The 17,905-nt window shown below is 38.6% G+C and carries 17 protein-coding genes and 2 pseudogenes; 6 read left to right on the forward strand and 13 right to left on the reverse strand.

Translation table 11 applies throughout. The annotated features are described in order from the left end of the window. The first annotated feature begins 58 nt into the window (after positions 1-58). A complete protein-coding gene (locus tag G8D99_RS09165) occupies positions 59-652 on the forward strand; it encodes a Maf family protein (RefSeq protein ID WP_166324821.1) in 594 nt (197 codons plus the stop codon). Between the two features lie 202 nt (positions 653-854). Here the strand turns inward: G8D99_RS09165 and G8D99_RS09170 are convergent. Next, a pseudogene (locus tag G8D99_RS09170) lies at positions 855-2,180 on the reverse strand (ISNCY family transposase). Between the two features lie 232 nt (positions 2,181-2,412). On the opposite strand from G8D99_RS09170, the gene G8D99_RS09175 reads away from it, so the two are divergent. The 3 genes from G8D99_RS09175 to G8D99_RS09185 all read left to right on the forward strand — a co-directional run bounded on the left by G8D99_RS09175 (position 2,413) and on the right by G8D99_RS09185 (position 4,345). Further along, positions 2,413-3,270 carry an IS982 family transposase gene (locus G8D99_RS09175; protein ID WP_166327667.1) on the forward strand — a complete coding sequence of 286 codons (858 nt, stop codon included), beginning with the start codon at positions 2,413-2,415 and terminating at the stop codon, positions 3,268-3,270. A 336-nt stretch (positions 3,271-3,606) separates the two neighbouring features. Further along, positions 3,607-3,888: an IS1 family transposase gene (locus G8D99_RS09180; protein ID WP_166323682.1), complete on the forward strand. Its 282-nt coding sequence runs from the start codon at positions 3,607-3,609 to the stop codon at positions 3,886-3,888. Then, positions 3,881-4,345 (forward strand): IS1 family transposase, encoded by a 465-nt coding sequence (locus tag G8D99_RS09185; protein ID WP_166327669.1) that lies wholly within the window; start codon positions 3,881-3,883, stop codon positions 4,343-4,345. The genes G8D99_RS09180 and G8D99_RS09185 overlap by 8 nt, the downstream gene beginning before the upstream one ends. A 32-nt stretch (positions 4,346-4,377) precedes the next feature. On the opposite strand, the gene G8D99_RS09190 is transcribed toward G8D99_RS09185, so the two are convergent. From G8D99_RS09190 to G8D99_RS09230, 9 genes and pseudogenes are all read right to left on the reverse strand, one after another. Further along, positions 4,378-5,064 carry a hypothetical protein gene (locus G8D99_RS09190; RefSeq protein WP_166324824.1) on the reverse strand — a complete coding sequence of 229 codons (687 nt, stop codon included), beginning with the start codon at positions 5,062-5,064 and terminating at the stop codon, positions 4,378-4,380. A gap of 4 nt (positions 5,065-5,068) precedes the next feature. Next, the gene (locus G8D99_RS09195) at positions 5,069-5,482 is read right to left on the reverse strand and encodes a hypothetical protein (RefSeq protein WP_166324827.1); all 414 of its coding nucleotides are present in this window, start codon (positions 5,480-5,482) and stop codon (positions 5,069-5,071) included. Position 5,483: 1 nt separating this feature from the next. Beyond that, positions 5,484-5,660 (reverse strand): annotated as a pseudogene (locus G8D99_RS15915) (DUF4123 domain-containing protein); the annotation flags it as partial. Between the two features lie 100 nt (positions 5,661-5,760). Continuing rightward, positions 5,761-6,267 carry a hypothetical protein gene (locus G8D99_RS09205; RefSeq protein ID WP_166324833.1) on the reverse strand — a complete coding sequence of 169 codons (507 nt, stop codon included), beginning with the start codon at positions 6,265-6,267 and terminating at the stop codon, positions 5,761-5,763. A gap of 78 nt (positions 6,268-6,345) precedes the next feature. Continuing rightward, complete coding sequence (locus G8D99_RS09210; RefSeq protein ID WP_166324836.1) at positions 6,346-6,876, reverse strand: hypothetical protein; 531 nt, start codon at positions 6,874-6,876, stop codon at positions 6,346-6,348. After that, positions 6,869-7,552: a hypothetical protein gene (locus tag G8D99_RS09215; protein WP_166324839.1), complete on the reverse strand. Its 684-nt coding sequence runs from the start codon at positions 7,550-7,552 to the stop codon at positions 6,869-6,871. The genes G8D99_RS09210 and G8D99_RS09215 overlap by 8 nt, the downstream gene beginning before the upstream one ends. Beyond that, a complete protein-coding gene (locus tag G8D99_RS09220) occupies positions 7,543-7,968 on the reverse strand; it encodes a hypothetical protein (protein ID WP_166324842.1) in 426 nt (141 codons plus the stop codon). The genes G8D99_RS09215 and G8D99_RS09220 overlap by 10 nt, the downstream gene beginning before the upstream one ends. A gap of 1 nt (position 7,969) precedes the next feature. Further along, a complete protein-coding gene (locus G8D99_RS09225) occupies positions 7,970-8,494 on the reverse strand; it encodes a DUF4123 domain-containing protein (RefSeq protein ID WP_166324845.1) in 525 nt (174 codons plus the stop codon). A gap of 1 nt (position 8,495) precedes the next feature. Next, positions 8,496-11,114 (reverse strand): type VI secretion system Vgr family protein, encoded by a 2,619-nt coding sequence (locus G8D99_RS09230; RefSeq protein WP_166324848.1) that lies wholly within the window; start codon positions 11,112-11,114, stop codon positions 8,496-8,498. A gap of 306 nt (positions 11,115-11,420) precedes the next feature. On the opposite strand from G8D99_RS09230, the gene G8D99_RS09235 reads away from it, so the two are divergent. Both G8D99_RS09235 and G8D99_RS09240 read left to right on the forward strand, forming a co-directional pair. Further along, the gene (locus G8D99_RS09235; RefSeq protein ID WP_166324851.1) at positions 11,421-12,584 is read left to right on the forward strand and encodes a ribosomal protein uL16 3-hydroxylase; all 1,164 of its coding nucleotides are present in this window, start codon (positions 11,421-11,423) and stop codon (positions 12,582-12,584) included. A gap of 134 nt (positions 12,585-12,718) precedes the next feature. After that, positions 12,719-14,392: an FMN-binding glutamate synthase family protein gene (locus G8D99_RS09240; RefSeq protein ID WP_166324854.1), complete on the forward strand. Its 1,674-nt coding sequence runs from the start codon at positions 12,719-12,721 to the stop codon at positions 14,390-14,392. A 79-nt stretch (positions 14,393-14,471) separates the two neighbouring features. Here G8D99_RS09240 and G8D99_RS09245 read toward each other — a convergent pair whose 3' ends face one another. From G8D99_RS09245 to murB, 3 genes are read right to left on the reverse strand one after another with little or no spacing between them, the layout of a single operon-like run. After that, positions 14,472-15,500 carry an alpha/beta hydrolase gene (locus tag G8D99_RS09245; protein ID WP_166324857.1) on the reverse strand — a complete coding sequence of 343 codons (1,029 nt, stop codon included), beginning with the start codon at positions 15,498-15,500 and terminating at the stop codon, positions 14,472-14,474. After that, complete coding sequence (locus G8D99_RS09250) at positions 15,500-16,759, reverse strand: YdcF family protein (protein WP_166324860.1); 1,260 nt, start codon at positions 16,757-16,759, stop codon at positions 15,500-15,502. Before G8D99_RS09250 ends, G8D99_RS09245 begins: the two co-directional genes overlap by 1 nt. Before the next feature lie 33 nt (positions 16,760-16,792). Then, positions 16,793-17,827, reverse strand: a complete 1,035-nt coding sequence (gene murB / locus G8D99_RS09255; RefSeq protein WP_166327671.1) for a UDP-N-acetylmuramate dehydrogenase — start codon at positions 17,825-17,827, stop codon at positions 16,793-16,795. Positions 17,828-17,905: the final 78 nt, after the last annotated feature.

The following is a 17,905-nucleotide window of genomic DNA, read 5'->3' on the forward strand; positions in this document are numbered from 1 at the left end:
GTGAAACAATATTCATCTAAGTTATTGCTAAGGACACCATTCAGCTATGGAAAGTACCATGCGTCAACCCCAAATCATTTTGGCTTCTAGCAGTCAAACTCGTAAAGATCTCATGAATCGTTTGGGTATTGACTATCTGGCGATTTCTCCTGATATTGACGAATCCCCACAAGGTGAACGTCATGCAGATAAATTAGCTCAGCGATTAGCTTTTGAAAAAGCCAAGGCGATTTCTCTACTACATCCGGAAGCCATCGTGATTGGTTCTGATCAAGTGGCTTGGCGTGAAGGTGCCCCTGATATTTTCATAGGTAAACCCCTCACTCTCGAAAATGCTGTAAAACAACTCCAAGCCAACTCTGACAAAATTGTGTATTTCAGTACTGCGCTCAGTGTTCAACAACAATCATCGGGATTTGAACATACACTTGTTGAACATTATAAAGTAAAATTTCGCAAACTTGGCTTGGCTGAAATTGAGCGTTATGTGGAGCGTGATCAACCTCTGCAATGTGCTGGTAGTTTTAAATGTGAAAGTTTAGGCATTAGTTTGTTTGAGCAGATGATTGGGCAAGATCAAACTACTTTGATGGGGATGCCGATGATTCAGTTATGTAATATTCTACGTGAGTTAAACATTGTACTGCCTTGATTTATGAGCTTTTCATTCGTAATATTAAATGACGAAACCATAATTTCGATAGCAACGTAAAACAGTAAAATTCAATATAAAGAAGCCCAATCTGTTGAGATTGGGCTTTTTTATAATCTTAAAATATTGAAATTAAATAGCTTTAACCGATGTTGTTATTCCCAAGTAGAAATGTCCTACCTAATAACCAAATAGAAATGTCCTATATGTAAATTTCCAAGTCAAGCACAGGATTCAGATTTCGTTGTTCAATCGCTGTTTTCTGTGCTCGTCTACGTGGCATCTTTTGAGAACGATTGCGTTTGTTTTGTTGTTCCAGTTGTTCATGCTGTTGTTGAATATGTGCCAGCACAGAACCCAAACGTTTATTCTCAACGATCTCTCGTTGATTGAGCTGACTTAATTTATCGAAGAGGCTGTAATTGATCTTTCGACCATCATGCATGAGGGCTACAGTACCATCCGGGTATTCCAGGAACTCAAGATACTTACCGATCAACCTTTGATTTTCTTCGCTGTTTTCCAAGATATATACGCATTTATCATAAGTAATCGTCAAGCTGTTCGTGACCCTACGGAGTTCACGTCAGGTAAAAACATCATCTAATTCTTCGGCTGTTTCAGTGATAGTCCGGTGCAGATCCTTGGGATTAAAGGCCATCTTGGCAAATTTACGATTAAATTGCTCAATAAAGCACGGCAACCACGTATTGGCATCTGCAATCGAACTGATGCCTTCCAGACGCATCTCTTTGATCAGACGGTCCTGAAGCGTTCTATTGGCGCGTTCTACACGGCCTTTGGCTTGAGGGGAGTTAGCGAAAATGATATCGATATTGAGAGTGCTCAGAACACGTCCAAACTGGGTAATCTTGGTGTCTTTCTTGCTGCTTTGATTCACCCTAAAAACTGAATGTTTGTCACTGTAAAATGCCAATGGCTTACCATGCTGTTCGACATATAAACGTGTCGAAATCATATAGTCAAAGGCTGACTCTGACGCACAGAAGCGTAAATGCTGTAATTTTCCTGTGGCATCATCGATGAATACTAGCAGACAGCATTTAGGTGCTCGACCTTCAAACCAATCATGGTGTGAGCCATCAATTTGGATCAATTCACCATAACAATCTCGGTTATAACGAGGCTGATATGGGCGTTTCAGGCGCTTGCAGCGAGGAATCCATAAATCGGCTGCAATCATCCAGGAACGCAGGGTTTCTACTGAAAGATCGAATCCATGCACGGTGGTGAGCTTTTCATGCGCTAAAGTGGGTCCGAAACCATGAAGTTGATCTGAAACAATATTGAGGCACTTAAGTCTGAGTTCTTCAGGAAGTTTGGAATTGCTGATTTGGCCACGACCGGCATGGGCTAATGCAGCGGGACCTTGAGCTTTGTATTTCTGCAGTAAGCGTCTGATCTGACGTTCTGAGATATGAAGTAGCTGAGCAGCCTGGGATTGAGTTATGCGTTGATCACAGATTTCCTGCAAGACCGACAATCGTTTAAGTTCTTTATCCGACATAGACACCAACATATCAAACCGTCCGCTAAGGAAATTGCAAAAGTGCATATTCTAAAAGCGGACATTTTTACTTTGGAGAAACCGGACATTTCTATTTTGGGCTTACAATAGCATTTCGCATAAGGTGTATTATGTTAATTATAACCCGAATCATGGATATGAAATTCAGTTGAAAAAAAGATGACTGAGTTGATAAGTGAGTTACGACACAAACCATTCAACCAGCCATCCTATGCTCGAGTTTACAACTTTATTCTGCACGATTGATGATTTTTTTCAAAAAAATGAAGCGGTCTATTGGCAGTATCTAAAACAAGAAAATCCTAAAGTCAGACAACGATCAGGTGTTCTATGCTTATCTGAAATTATTTTTATCGCAGTTTGGTATAAAAACTCTCAACTTCATCATTTTAAAGCCTTTTATGGAATGATAAAGCGCTTTTACTCCAAGCTTTTTAAAGCATTACCATCCTATCAACGGATCGTTTATTTGATCAACCAACATCAACTCGCACTTCAAGCATTACATATTTCTTTCGCTTCCAATGCTCAAACAACGTGTGCTTGGGTTGACTCTACAACTCTACCCGTATGTAAAAATCAGCGTATTCAACGCCATAAATCTTTAAAACAAATTGCCACACGAGGTAGAAGCTCAATGGGTTGGTTCTATGGATGCAAATTGCATGTATTGGTGGATGCTCAGGGTCAATTTATTCAGACCCAACTCTCGAATGGCCATACTTCAGATATAAAGCTTCTGCCGAAGCTCGCTCAAGGTTACATCGGTAAGATCTTCGGTGATCGTGGCTACATCAGTGAAACTGTAAAAGATAAACTAGGTGCACAAGATATTGAATTAATTACGTATCATCGCAAGAACATGCGAAGAGTAGAATTATCACCAGAGGATGAAATCATGCTGAGACAACGCAATAAAATAGAGACGATCTTTAGCTTATTGAAGCAACAATACAATCTAGTAAGCAGTCGCCATCGTTCCATTTCAGGTTATTTCGCTGGGATTTATGCATCACTCTGTGCTTATCAAATCTGTCATCAGAATAAGCCTCAATTTATAAAGATGTAAAATCAGGCTTATACATGATTCGGGTTAATTATAGTTTGATCTAATTAATTTATATTTTCGAAAGTTCGAACGCTTTAATTTTTTCTTCCATTTTTTCAAAAATGTACTTTTCTGATAAGAAATACTCTATAAAACTCTTTGTAATCTCAATATTTTTATCAACAGATATATCTATTTCTATAGAAAGAATATCGTATTCACCTTCTAGTTCATATTCATTCTCTTGCTTAAATATACCTATTGAATATGGCGGGGTATCAAATTTCGGTAGTGTACAAAAACAACGTGTTTTAATTTAGAATAGACGTGAAAATGTCTGAGCAATAAACCTTTAACATGATCATAGAAAAGACAACTTATGTCTGCACCCGTTGCCAATCACCCAATATCCATAAGAATGGTCACAACAAAAGTGGAAATGCACAGTTCAGATGTAAAGATTGTGGGCGCTCTAGTGTACTCAAACCCAAAATTAAATATACCGAAGAACAGAAAGAACTCATTATCAGTACCTATCTTGAACGAGGCAGTTTGAGAGGCATGCAGCGTCTATTCGGTGTTGCACCTGAAACACTGATGGGCTGGATAAAAAAAAGTAAACAGCAGGAAACTGAGTGACGAATTACTTGATGCTCATCCAACAGATGTCCTTGAGCTTGATGAGTTATGGAGTTTCGTAAAAGCCCGTCGCCATAAGGTTTGGACTTGGATTGCACTCTGCCATCGTACACGCCAAATAGTGGCTTATGTGTGTGGTCAGCGTAATGATAAAACGTGTACAGATTTACGTTGCCGTATTCCCACAAGCTACTTTAATTTAGCAACCTGTAGTGATTATTGGTCAAGTTATGCTGAGGTATTTGATCCTGATACCCATCGCTCTGTAGGTAAACATACAGGTTTAACCAACCATGTTGAGCGTTTCAATGCCACATTAAGAAATCGCTTAGGGCGTTTTACACGGAAAACTTTAAGCTTTTCGAAGAAGAAAGAAAATCATGAAGCTGTCTTGCATCTATTTTTATTAAAATACAATCAAGACATGAAAGATAGGTGGTTAACACGTCACATTTAGACACTACCAAAAATTTTATATATTTATTCATTTTAATTGCCTTTACCCATTATATGCCCTAAAAAAACTGTTCCATCAATTCGTCGTGAGTTTTCATTTTTAAGATCTTTTCTAGGAAATTGTTGTGCAAAAACTCCGTTAAAGTATGAAAAAGTGTAATGCTTATGATAAACACCATCATTTCTTTTTGATTCGTAAAATTCTTTCAATTTTTTAGTCGCTATATCAGCGCCTTGCTGAAATGATTTTCCTTTTTTTAATTCTATTTCTTTCCTTACAATATCTATCGCTCTCATTACATAAAAATAACTAGGTGGCGTCTTTTGTAACCATTTAGCTAAAGATGGTGTAGGAACCCCTTTGCCTATAAGCATATCTGTTCCTTCTTGAGATTGAATATTACCTCGATGTTCTTCTTTCTTTTTACATTTCTGATTATCAGCGGTACAAGTCGCATCTTTCTCCTCAACTTTAGACTGAGACTGCGTTTGAGTTTTACCACCCATCATCACACCTGGATTATTCAATCCACCTTCTTGTGGTTGACCTGTTACCCCTGGAATTTTATCTGAACCTTCACCTAAACTTTGTGAAGCAAATATTGCTCCTAATCCGATAATTACAGGTCCAAGCCCCCCTGTAGCAACTTTTGCACCGTTTGAAAAAATTCCGCCAATATTAACCCCTGTTATCGAAGGAGCTGGAACTGCTATACCCATAAATTCACACCATTTCTTCTAATTTTTGATAAAACTCTTTTTGTGATGGATCAGCTGTGATCACAGCCAAGATTTTCATTAAAATATCGACCCGTTTATAAGGGTGCCATAGCTTTTCTGTGAGTATTTTCTGAGTGAAAGGATGTTCATCAAAGTTTTCACCAATATGAAACTGTAGCCCTAAGTAACCTGAAAGCCAGCGGTTAAACTGAGGGTCATTTTCATAGCCAGCCATATATATTTTGGCTTTCTTCACACCCTTGGTCATATAAGCGATACCATCGGTATCCGTTGCACCAATTTCTTGAGCACGTTCAGGAAACATCTTTTTATAATCATCCCAAGCAAAACTCGCTAACTTTTCTTCACGAGTTGTAATGAATGAATCAATTTGTTCTTGTGTAAATTTAATTGCCATATCAATTGCTCACTAAATGCTTAAAGGTATTATTTGATTTTTGCACCCACCAATTGTTGATTGGTTTGAATAATTTTTGGTATTCCTGTTCATCCAACATCTTATCTAAAACTTGTGTAATCAGCGGATCATAAAATCGGAATAAAGCCAGTCCACCATCGGGCATTCCTGCCTGTAGAAAGGGCTTGAAACCCCTATTCTAAAAGCTGCAGAAAAAAGAAATTATTGGATTAAAAAATATCTAAAAAATCGTCAAGACAAGTTCTAAAATTATTTTTTTAAAAATTTTCTTGAATTTCCCAAAGTTCATCAAAACTGAGTTTCTTTTGAAAATATGTTTTCAAGATGTCATTTAGCTTTTGAAAACTTGCCAGTTTAGGTAAATTAAGAGTAATTTGAAAGATGCTATACCATTCATCTATAGGTGCATCGTCATTCCATTTATCACCATAAAAATCATCTCTTTCTACATTTAAGCTAATTTCCGTCAGTTCAGACATATTCTGTCGATTATCAGTTAGAGCAAAAAATAAAACTTGCTCTCTTTTATGATTAATACAAGTCATTAGAGAATAAAATGTTGCTTGATCTCTGCGCCTATGATCATAATAATTCGATGTAAATTGCCAGTCATCTAGCTCAAGCTCAGGTATGTATGCTTTGACCAAATTTAAAATCAATAATCGGGCAGCACAGTATTGATCATAATCAGAGTAATACTGAGTAAAAGGATAATTAGGATGATTTTTGAAAAAATCAATTATGTTTATAATTTTACTTTTCATTTACCTACTTATTTAAACACCATTTACTTATAATTCAACGTATTATGATTTGGAAAATTAAAGAAGACCTTAAAAATATTACTCTATAATTAATTCAGAAAAATTTCCATTCTCATAGTAGCCACATAATTTTTGTAGCTCATCTATTTTTTTTGAAAAAAATAAATCTAAAATTTTATCAACTTTTAATAATGCTTCATCATATTGAGTATCAAAATAGATATTCAATTCATAGTAAAATTTTTGATTACTATTTACCTCATCATATTTATATGCTTCCCAATAAAAAGTTTCTTTTTCTAAACTTACTGACATTGAAAAAAAATCTTTTTCGTCATTTCTTGGAGTTCCTAAGGACAGCACTAACTGTGCATCATGATTTATACACCCAAAAGGGTAGTAAACGCCCTCAGAGCCATCAATTCTAAAGTTAATGTAAGAACTTTTAAATTTCCAATTAGAATCATTAGAAGTATTTTTTTTTAATTTTACTATATTTAATAACAATAAATTTATTGCACAATATTCGTCATAATCGATATGCCAATTTAAGAATGGATATTTAGGATGTTGCTTAAAGAACTTATTCAAATTTAAAATTTTATACATTTTTTAATATCTCACCTTCAAATACATCCAAATCTATTCGTCTATCTTCAATAGTATTTTTTCCTAAAGGTGGTTTAGCTCCCATATAAAACTTACCATCAAAATTAAAGGAATATTTATTCACAGGCACACCATTAGGTGTTTTTTCTTTCATCCATGCAGTTAATTTAAAATATGCTTTATTAGCTCCTATTTCAAAATCAACACCTTTTCCTTTTTTAGGTGAGTGCCCCTTCAGATTTAACATATGTACACGCATAGATAATGCAAACATGTTACAAAGTGTTAATGATGGAGGATTTGGCAAAGCAATCCAATTTGTTCCAGCATCTTCAGCTGAAACAATGTCTTCAGCACCATCTTGAGAGTGTACTTTACCTCGATGCTTACGTTTATTACATTCTGAATTATTTGACCTACAAGGTTTGCTCGTTTCTGCTGCAATCATTTCTTTAATTTTTTGTTGAGCTTTTGCTTTATCTGATGGTGATATTTTACCACCGATATTTATTGCATTTTCTGCAGTACCGAGCGCTACTGTGGCTTCTAGCGCTTGATCAGCTTTTCCACTTAGTCCACCTGTACCTATATGTGTGAAAATTGTTATAACTCTTCCTGCTGGAGTATTCATTGCTCCACCCAATATAACTTTTTCAGCAGTTTCAGCTATCCCCATTTTTGTTTCTCCAAAGCAGCATAGAATTTTTGAGAATCAGGGTTATTTAAACTACTCTCTAGTACACCAGCCAAGATGTCTATCCGAAGGAAATGAGGCCATAACCTTTCCTCTAAAATTCCTCTATTCCATGGATCATCATCAATTTTATTATCATTTAGAATAAAGCAAATCTCACCATATACAGTGCGCCACTGATTGTAGCCATCATCATCTTCAACTTCAGTTAGGTATTTTTTTACACGAGTATGAGCAATTTCTAGAAATTTAACGCCTTTATCAACATCATTGTTAAAATATTTTTCAGTTAAATCTGGATAAATAACTTTTAATCTATTCCAATTCAACAAAGCTAAGTCTTCTTCACGAGTTGTAATAAATGAATCAATCTGCTCTTGGGTAAATTTGATCGCCATCTCAATCACTCACTAAATTCTTAAAAGTATTATTTGATTTCTGCACCCACCAATTATCGATGGGTTTGAATAGTATTTGGTATTCCTGTTTATCCAACATCTTATCTAAGACTTGTGTAATCAGCGGATCATAAAACCGAAACAAAGCCAGTTCACCATTCGGCATTTCTGCCTGTAAAAAGGGCTGTAGATGCTTGATGAGTGCTTGTTTAGACAACGATGTTTCAATGAGACCAAACAACCCTATAGTCTCGCTGACTAAAAGTGTTTGTTGCAGTGTTTTATTGTTGGCTGAGTGGATACTCAATAACAAGGGTGAAACCTCTAAAGGTGAGCTTTCATCAATGGTGCCTTGAAATAAATTCCCAATTTGGTTGAGTTGGTTTTTTGACTGTGTCTTTAGCCATCTTTTGATATAGGTGTGATGTTTCGCACTATCCATCAGTAAAAAGAAATTTGAATCTTTTGATTCTATATTTTCATTTTTATGTTCAAAAAGATGATCCAGAAATTCATAACAGTTCATCTCAAATCTCCCGATGTACAAAGGGGAGTGCTTTTCTCGCAGCATCGAGTAAACAAGGGATACAGATTTTGCTGGAGATATTAGGTAACTGAAAGTTATGCTTGGTGCCTTTAATAAACTGGGTTTGAGCAGATTTCACTTCAATTAATCCAGGGCTATTAATTTCAATTGACCCATCTGTTTTAATTTTGATATAGCCACCGCCACAGGTCAGCATAATTTCTTTCTTTGCGGCAATCGTTACCGCATTCTCAATACTCATGATCTTGCAGTCTTTTAAAGATGCTAAATCCAGCTCATCATTTTGTGCATGAATCTTAATCTTGCCTTGAGTAGCAAAGGCATTGATGCCATTTTCTTGCGTGTAAAAACTTAAGCCTTTGGCTGCATGGGCAGTTAACTCTCCTGATGAACTTAAATCAAACTGTTTACCTGACATAATTTTTATATTGTCTTTAGCCACATGAGTTTGGTTCTGCTGGCTCACTGAAATGAAATCTTTAGGCGCACTAACTAAAATATTCGGTTCTTCGAATTTCTCTAAGGTGCTCTCCACTTGGGTCAGAAGATCCTGACTAATTTGATAATTTTCATCTTGAAAGGCTTTACTGGTTCGCGCATTGGTTTCTAAGGTTTTTAGTTGATCAAGTGACTCTTTTAACTGTATTAATAGCTCTTCAATATTGAGTTGAATATCCGAGGCACTATCTTGACTTGCAGCACTGATTAATAAACCTTTGCCTGCTCTGACAGCGCCCCATTGATCTGTTCTCAGCTCAAAGCCTTCACCTCGACCCTCACTTTCCGCAGTTTCTTTAGGATGGCTCAAGCTTCCTAAATTCAGTTGTGTTGCCCCATGACTACTCTGTAACTGGCTACTGATCTGTCCTGTCGTATCATCAAAGCGGAGTTGGTTAAAACCTCCACCACCGACTTCCTGAGAACGAATACCACTGATTTTTTTGGTATCTGGGAGTTGTCCTTTTAAATCGAACTGAGTTGGGCTTCTTTGAGCTTCATGAATACGACCTGTGACAAAAGGGCGGTCAATGTTGCCATCAAAGAAGTCGATGACCACCATTTCATCTTTACGGGGTAAGAACCTTGCGCCATAACCTTCACCCGCCCAAGGGGTGAGTACATCCACCCAAGCCGAATCCGTATCATTGTCATTGGACCCTGCACCGCTATCATGTCCATGATCTTCAGGTCGTGTAAATAAGAAGCGAACTTTAATTCGTCCCCATTCATCAACATGAATCTCTTCACCATCACTGACTACTTTGGCACGCTGTACATGTGCAGTTGCTCGATGAACTGCTGGATCATATTCAGGGACAATCTTGATGTTGCGACGCACTAAAACAAGTTCATTGTTTTGTCGTTCTTGTTCACTGTCTTGATTTAAGTTCCAATGATTCAGACTGAGTAAATGATCGAGCTGATCTTGCATATCTTTGGGTAAGTTATTCTGATTATAAAAGTGCTTACTTAAGATGATGAATTCTTTATCGCTTCCACCATGATTTTGATCCAACTCGGGATGATCATTGAGTTGGAACCAATAACCAACTTGGGTATCTCGGACATTACTGTATGCAGTGAAGTATTTTGCATCGAGTATTTGGTAGTCATGTAATTGTTTATTGAGCTTTTCTAATTGCGCATTACTTGAAGCAGTGGCTTGATCTTCACCCTTTAGATCTCGAATCCAAGCGGGAGAAATCGTCCAAGCCTGTTCTAGACTCAGACTGGCATTGTCACGTTGACTGCTCTGTAAATGTGAGCTGATGACTGAACCACTGCCATCTTCTTGACTAAGTAGATCCGCCTGCCAACGTTGTACGTGAATGGCTGTCGGTTGTAATGTTCGTTGAGCCACGAAACGGCTGATGGTGTCGTATTTTTCAGTAGCACTGTTGCGATGGAATCGAACACTGCGACGATCTAAAGCCTTGTATTGCTTGTTATTGTCAATCAGGCGCAGTTTTTGTGGTTCTATGCTTTGATTTGAACTTGCGACGATGTAGTTTGCTTCATCAATCAACCAACTAATGCCTTCCTCGCGCATTAATCGAGTTAAATAGTGGTAATCCGTTTCATTAGATTGCATTGAGAAAGGACGGATATCATAGTTCTTACTCAGCCCACTGCGATCCAGTTTTAAACTTGCAGCAAATAAAGCACTTTTGCCTTGCCATTCTTTAAACACAGTATCAATTATTTCAACCGCCGTCTTATTCATAAAGACACGACTATTACGTCGTTTGTGCCAAAGGCTACTGGCATCCTCTAAGGTCAATCGATAAATGGCGAAAGCACCATCACTCTGTCCCTGGCTGGCCCCAGTGATAATCCCTGTTGTGCGAAAGAGTTTTCCGGAATCTGTGACTTGGTCTACCGCCACTTGGCAACCAATAAATTCTTTTAAGGCGATATATGGGTTGGTGGATAAACAAATAATTTCGGCAGAGAGCCCTTGGTTAATGGCATGATTGCCATCTATACGTTGAATCAGGACTTGATTGTTGAGTGAGCCATTTGAAAATTGAATGCTGATGGCACGTTTTTGTGCACCAAAACCCAGCTTATCCAGCACATCGACAATGTTATTCAACATTTTATTTTTTTCTTATAAAGTTTTGATTTATGAAATTATAGTTATATTTGTGATTTATGTCACACTATTTTAGGTTTAAATCGTTAAGTTAAATGAGTTTTCAACTCAATTTACGACCATTAAAGATAAGCGAAGTTATATTAAGATGCATTAGACATGATTTATCGTCTGATGCTCATGAAAAATAAAAACCAATCTGTTCGCTTTTTGCTTGCCCAAAATAAAATATGATTTTTTCAGCTTAGTAACTTGCAGTACGTCTATCGTTCAAGGGACAATAAGCCAAATTTAATTGTAGAACTTAACATGTCCCAAGCTTTAGACGTTCTTGGCGGAATTACCGCTGAACAATTTCTCTCAGAATATTGGCAAAAGAAACCTTTACTGGTTCGTAATGCACTTCCTGAAATCGCAGGCATTTTAGAACCAAACGATGTTATGGAACTGGCACTCGAAGACGAAGTCAGTGCACGTTTAATCAAACAAAAAGACAAAGATCCCAATCAATGGACAGTGAAATCATCACCATTGATCAAAGGCGATTTCCAAAAAATGCCGAAGCTTTGGACATTACTTGTTCAAGCAGTCGATCACTACTCTTTTGATATGGCTGAACTTTGGAAAAAATTCCCATTTATTCCACAGTGGCGCCGTGATGACATTATGGTGTCCTATGCACCTAAAGGCGGTTCAGTCGGAAAACATTTCGATTTTTATGATGTATTCTTAGTACAAGGTCATGGTCATCGTCGTTGGCAATTGGGACAAATGTGTGATGCTTCAACTGAATTCGTTGCAGGTCAACCGCTTAAAATATTACCTGAAATTGAAGTGACTTTTGACGAAGTACTTGCACCAGGTGACTTACTCTATGTGCCACCGGGTCTAGCACATTACGGCGTAGCAGAAGATGATTGCTTAACTTATTCATTTGGTTTCCGCATGCCAAATGTTGCGGATATGGTCGATAGCTTAAGCGACAGCATGGCTGAAAATGATGCACTTAAAAATCCTGTGATGGATATTCAGCGTAAACAGCCGACTAAAATTGGTGAAATTAGCACGAATGAATTGAGCTATTTACGTGAGCAATTGATGTCTCAATTGCAAAATCCAAGTGTCCTCAGCGATGCATTGATGTGTTTAATTTCACGCCCTGCTTATCCAAACAACATCCCTGAAAATGATGAAATTGGGACAGGTGATTTAGAAGAAGCCCTTGATCAAGGCTATTTACTCAAACTCGAACCTGCATCGCGTTTGCTTTATAGCGAGTTAGACGGCGTTATTCATTTCTGGGCAAATGGTGAACGTTTAAATATTTCTGATGTATTCAATGAAAACCTACAGCGTATCGCTGATGGTGAAGCGATTCCTTTAAATGATGAAATGTACGACCCTGACATTTTGGAAGATATTGCAGAACTTCTAAATAGCTCGATCATTATGCTGCTTCCTTCTGAAGAATAAGCACTCGATTTTTTTCTTATAAGTATCAACAACACCTGAACATTCAAATAATGTTCAGGTCTAACAAATCACTACTTGCGATGCACACTTATTGTTCGTTATGGTTAAGCTATAACACTTAGGAACAATAACAAATGGCGAGTCCAGCTCAAGCAATTCGACACAAACTCCTCAACACCTTTTTTTCACGCCATTCCATTTGGTTTTTATGTATCATTGTTGTGCTCAGCATCACTTGGCTTAGGCTATTTTATCATCCGCATTATATTTATTATTTCTTGTCTGATACCGCGATCAATATCCTTTGGCTGGTGAGCGGACTATTAAGCCTACTTGGCCTCTATGATGTTTTGCAAAATCGGCATTCAATTACTAAAAACTATCCGATCATGGGTCATTTTCGCTTTATTTTTGAAGATTTTCGTCCTGAAATTCGTCAATATTTTATTGAATCTGATCAAGATGCTTTGCCCTTTTCTCGGATGCAACGCAGTCTGGTCTACCAACGTGCCAAAAATGAAAATGCCGATAAGCCTTTTGGTTCGATCATTGATGTTTATCAGCAGGATTATCGTTTCATTACACATTCGATGACCCCTAAGCTCCCTGCCGACCCTAAAACATTTCGTATCACCATTGGCAATGAACAATGTGCACAGCCTTATAGCGCATCGATTATGAATATTTCAGCGATGAGTTTCGGAAGTTTAAGTGCCAATGCGATTCGTGCTTTAAACTTGGGGGCGAAAATGGGCAATTTTTACCATGATACCGGTGAAGGCAGCTTAAGTCCCTATCACTTGGAAAATGGCGGTGACATTGTTTGGCAAATTGCCAGTGGTTATTTTGGCTGTCGGACTGAAGATGGCAAATTTGACCCTGAAAAATTTAAGCAACAAGCCCAACTGCCTAATATCAAAATGATTGAGGTTAAACTTTCACAAGGGGCTAAACCCGGTCACGGCGGAATTTTACCAAAACATAAAATCACGGAAGAAATTTCTCGGATCCGCGGGGTCCCGCGTGATCGCGACTGTATCTCTCCACCAACGCATTCGAGTTTCCATAATCCGATTGAAATGATGCAGTTCATCCAACAATTGCGTGATCTTTCAAATGGTAAACCGGTGGGTTTTAAACTGTGTCTTGGGCAACCGTGGCAATTTATGAGCATTGTAAAAGGCATGCTGAAAACTGGGATTTATCCTGATTTTATCGTGATTGACGGTTCTGAGGGGGGTACTGGTGCAGCCCCAATTGAGTTTAGTGACAATATTGGCACACCACTGCGTGAAGCTTTGCTTTTTGCTCACAATACCCTTGTGGGGGCAGGTTTAAGAAACAAAATTAAATTGGGTGCAAGTGGAAAAATCATCAGTGCTTTTGATATCGCCAGTACCTTTGCCATTGGCGCGGATTGGGTTAACTCTGCTCGTGGTTTCATGTTTGCTGTCGGTTGTATTCAAGCACAAAGCTGTCACACCAACCAATGCCCAGTGGGTGTGGCCACCCAAGATATTGACCGTCAAAAAGCCATTCATGTTCCCACCAAAGCGGAGCGTGTGTTTAATTTCCATGAAAATACATTACATGCATTGTCTGAAATGATTGCTGCGGCAGGTTTAGAACATCCAAGCGATATCAAAGCGCATCATTTGGCCCAGCGCGTCAATGATCGTGAAATCAAAAATTATGCTCAACTACACTTTTGGTTAAAAGAAGGTGAATTGCTGACTTGTGATAATAAAGACGATGAAAATTTTTATTATCGAATGTGGAATTTAGCCAGCGCCGAACAATTTAATTAATACGTTGCATAGCCACTCAAAATCAAAAAGGAGCGTCATCGCTCCTTTTTTATGTCATGTATATAGGTGAATACAGGGCTTAATAATAGCCTTTACTACTTTGTGCATGGAGAAAAGCTGGAATCAATCCAGTCAATGCAGCACGAATATCCGCTCGCTCATTAATCAACTGATGCGATCCTTCTTCCAACATCAGTAAGGTTTGCAGACGGAATTTTTGCCGAATAAATTCGATGTTATAACGCCAATCTACGGTTTGATCTTGCGCCCCTTGTGCTAGCCACACAGGAATACGACATGCAGGGCGTTGCTCCATTTCCTGCATCCATTTTGACATCGCTAAAATCCAATCCATACCCATCATCCGCGGTTGTAAAGGATCTTTTAAACGCACAAAACGCAAAAACTCGGGATTATGGTTATTGCGTTTAAAGTGACGTGGCACTTCCCGCTTAATGCGTCGAATAATGCCGAGCCCTACAGGATTGTGCCACCACGAGGTTTTTGCAGGTCGTACCAACGGAGACAACAACAACACGCGTTCCACAATTGGATTTTTACGTTGCTCGGCATACTCAAGCAAATGATGCATCCAAATTGCACCACCGGTACTTTGTCCGATCCCTAACCATGGCTGTGGCAACTGATCAGCATTTTTAACGTATTGATGCACTGCATGTAACACTTGTTGATAATGATCAAAGTTTTGAATGCTGGCGGCATTACCATCACTGAGTCCATGACCCGGTAAATCATAGGTCAACACACTAAAACCTTGCTCAAGGAGCTCGCGAATAATCGGTTGATAAATACCACTATGTTCCAAATAGCCGTGCAATAAAAACACCGTGCCACGAATATGATCTGTTTTCGGCTGGAACACTTGTACATGTAATTTAAACAAAGGCATTTTAATAAAGCCTTGCCAATACTCACATTCAAGTTGATCTAAAGCATATAAACGACGGTAGGCTTGGATATCTGTATTGGGCACATAAGCACGATTTAAATTGAGTGCTTCAAGCAACAAGGGCGTTGAACTTCGATTGGGAATCGGTAGGTCAAGTTGTGCCAAAACACTGGGATTTAAAAATGGAATATCAGCCATTATGGCACCTCTCTACAGCCACTCGAGCCAAATAATACATCACGGATGGTCGCCAACATTTCATAATTGGCACGACGGCTGTGGTCATAATTTTGTTTGCTTGGACGCCATGCAGTTAATTGGGTCGGCATAGGCGCTTCAACGGGTATGGTTTGGATGCCATTTAATGCAAAAAGACGGCGTGTACGTGGCATATGATAACGGTCAGTAATCAAAATCACGGTCGGGGCTCCTCCTTTTTTTTGTAATAATAGAGAGCTAAAACGTGTATTTTCACAGGTGTTCATACTGCGGTTTTCGAGCAAATTGGCTTCGACCCCTTTATTTTTTAACCATGCCTGCATATAGGGCGCTTCCACCCCGCTTAACACAATGGGTAATTGCGTCTCATGTTCTACATCTAAGGTCTTTTCTAAACGTAGTCGAGTGTATTCATTCACCACAATGTCTAGACGGTTGTCGCCTAAGGTCAATCCCCCGCCTAAAACCACAATTGCATAGGGTTTTGATAATTCTTTCTTTTTGGCATCATTGAGATTTTGATGTTGAATTTGTGCTATATCTTTATAAATCTGATCATCCACAGTCACTTCAGGTTCATTGAGTGGATGTTGCAACAAAAACTCTGTGTATCGTTCTCTTAAGGCTTGATCTGCGTCACTTTTCAACAGTTGAACAGTGCTATCAGCTTCAGAAATAAGCGGCTCTGAAAGGTCTTTTTCTAAAATCATCGCTTCTGACACTGCTTCTTCAGAGATGGTTGCTTCAGATGTTAAGTCCTGTTGATCCACTAAATTTAGATTTGAATGACTTGCACTTGAGGCTCCTGTTTCTTCATCAGGACGAGCAATCACAACAGGAATCTTCGCGATCTTGTGTTTTGCCTCACTGTCTTTTGCTTGATCTTCTAATCTCTGTTGCTTGTCAATTTCATCTAACAGAATTTTATAACGTGCTTGAATGGCAACCAAATCTTGAGTATTGCTTTCACGAATTTTCTGTTCCATTAAACTCAAATAGGCTTGACGTGCAATCCAAGATTTAGAGCCTGGCTCTAAATCTTCTGTTTCAGTCAATGCAGCCATTTGCTGGCTTTGTGCTGCCACTTCATCCACATTGACCGGCACAAAGCTATCCAATGCCTTTGCCACCAACTTCGAATAAAACGGTGTATACCAAAAAACCATCAGACAGCCAACGAGTACGAACAGTACCGCAATCGTTCGTACCAATGAAATCATCCAATGTTGTTTCGGCATACGGTCCTTTTTAATGTGTGTTGTATTCAGTGATTATTGGCTATGTGGTTGAATTAAACCTGTAGAATCAAACAAAACCGGTTCAGGTTCTAAAAGCACGTTGAACTTTTGTACCACATCTTGTTGCACGGCGCGATAGGTTGCTTGTACATCCTGTAACTTTGCATCTGCATAATTGACCAAAACCAACGCTTGTTTTTGAAACATCCCCACTGAGCCAAGTTGTTTACCTTTCCAGCCGGCTTGATCAATCAACCAACCTGCAGCAATCTTAACAGAACCATCCGCTTGTGGATAATGCGGCAATGTTGGAAATTGTGAACTTATTTGTTCATATTCAGTGAGTTGAATAATCGGATTTTTAAAAAAACTGCCGGCATTGGGGTATTGTTTTGGATCTGGCAATTTACTTTGACGAATGTTGATGACTTGTTGTTGTAGATTTTCTGGCGTGAGCTCATCTCCTACTGCCGCTTTTAAATCACCATAACTGATTTTTAAATCAGCTTTTTTTAGAAGCTTAAACACCACATGGGTAATCACATAACGATTTGGATCATCTTTAAAAATACTATGGCGATAAGAAAATGCACAATCTTGTGCAGAAATTTGACTCAAACACTGTTGCTCTCGATCATACACTTCAACCGTCTCAATAAACTCACCGACCTCAACACCATACGCGCCAATGTTTTGCACCGGTGATGCACCGACAAGACCAGGAATTAGAGCTAAATTTTGTAGGCCATACATTTTCTGCGCCGTCGTCCATAGCACAAACGCATGCCAATTCTGTCCTGCACCGACACGTATCGTATAGCTGTCTTGATCCTCATGTAACAGTTCAATCCCTTGAATGTTCATATGCACCACCAAGGCTTGAATCTGTTCAGGCAGCAGCATATTACTGCCCCCAGAGAGAATCAGCACATTCAATTGCTGAGCTTTGGCATAGTTGAGTGCATCGACCAAATCTTCGGTTGTATCAACTTCCACATAGTCAGAACCAACAGCATCTAAACTGAGTGTATTGTATGGTTTAAGTTGAAATTGCTTTTGAACATTGATCATAGGAAAAACTACACTCGTTTCGTTTCAGTGGTTCAGAATGGTTAATGGGTCTAACAAAGAGGATGGCACAAAGTC

The organism is Acinetobacter lanii (assembly GCF_011578285.1).
In the GTDB taxonomy this organism is placed as follows: Bacteria; Pseudomonadota; Gammaproteobacteria; order Pseudomonadales; family Moraxellaceae; genus Acinetobacter; species Acinetobacter lanii.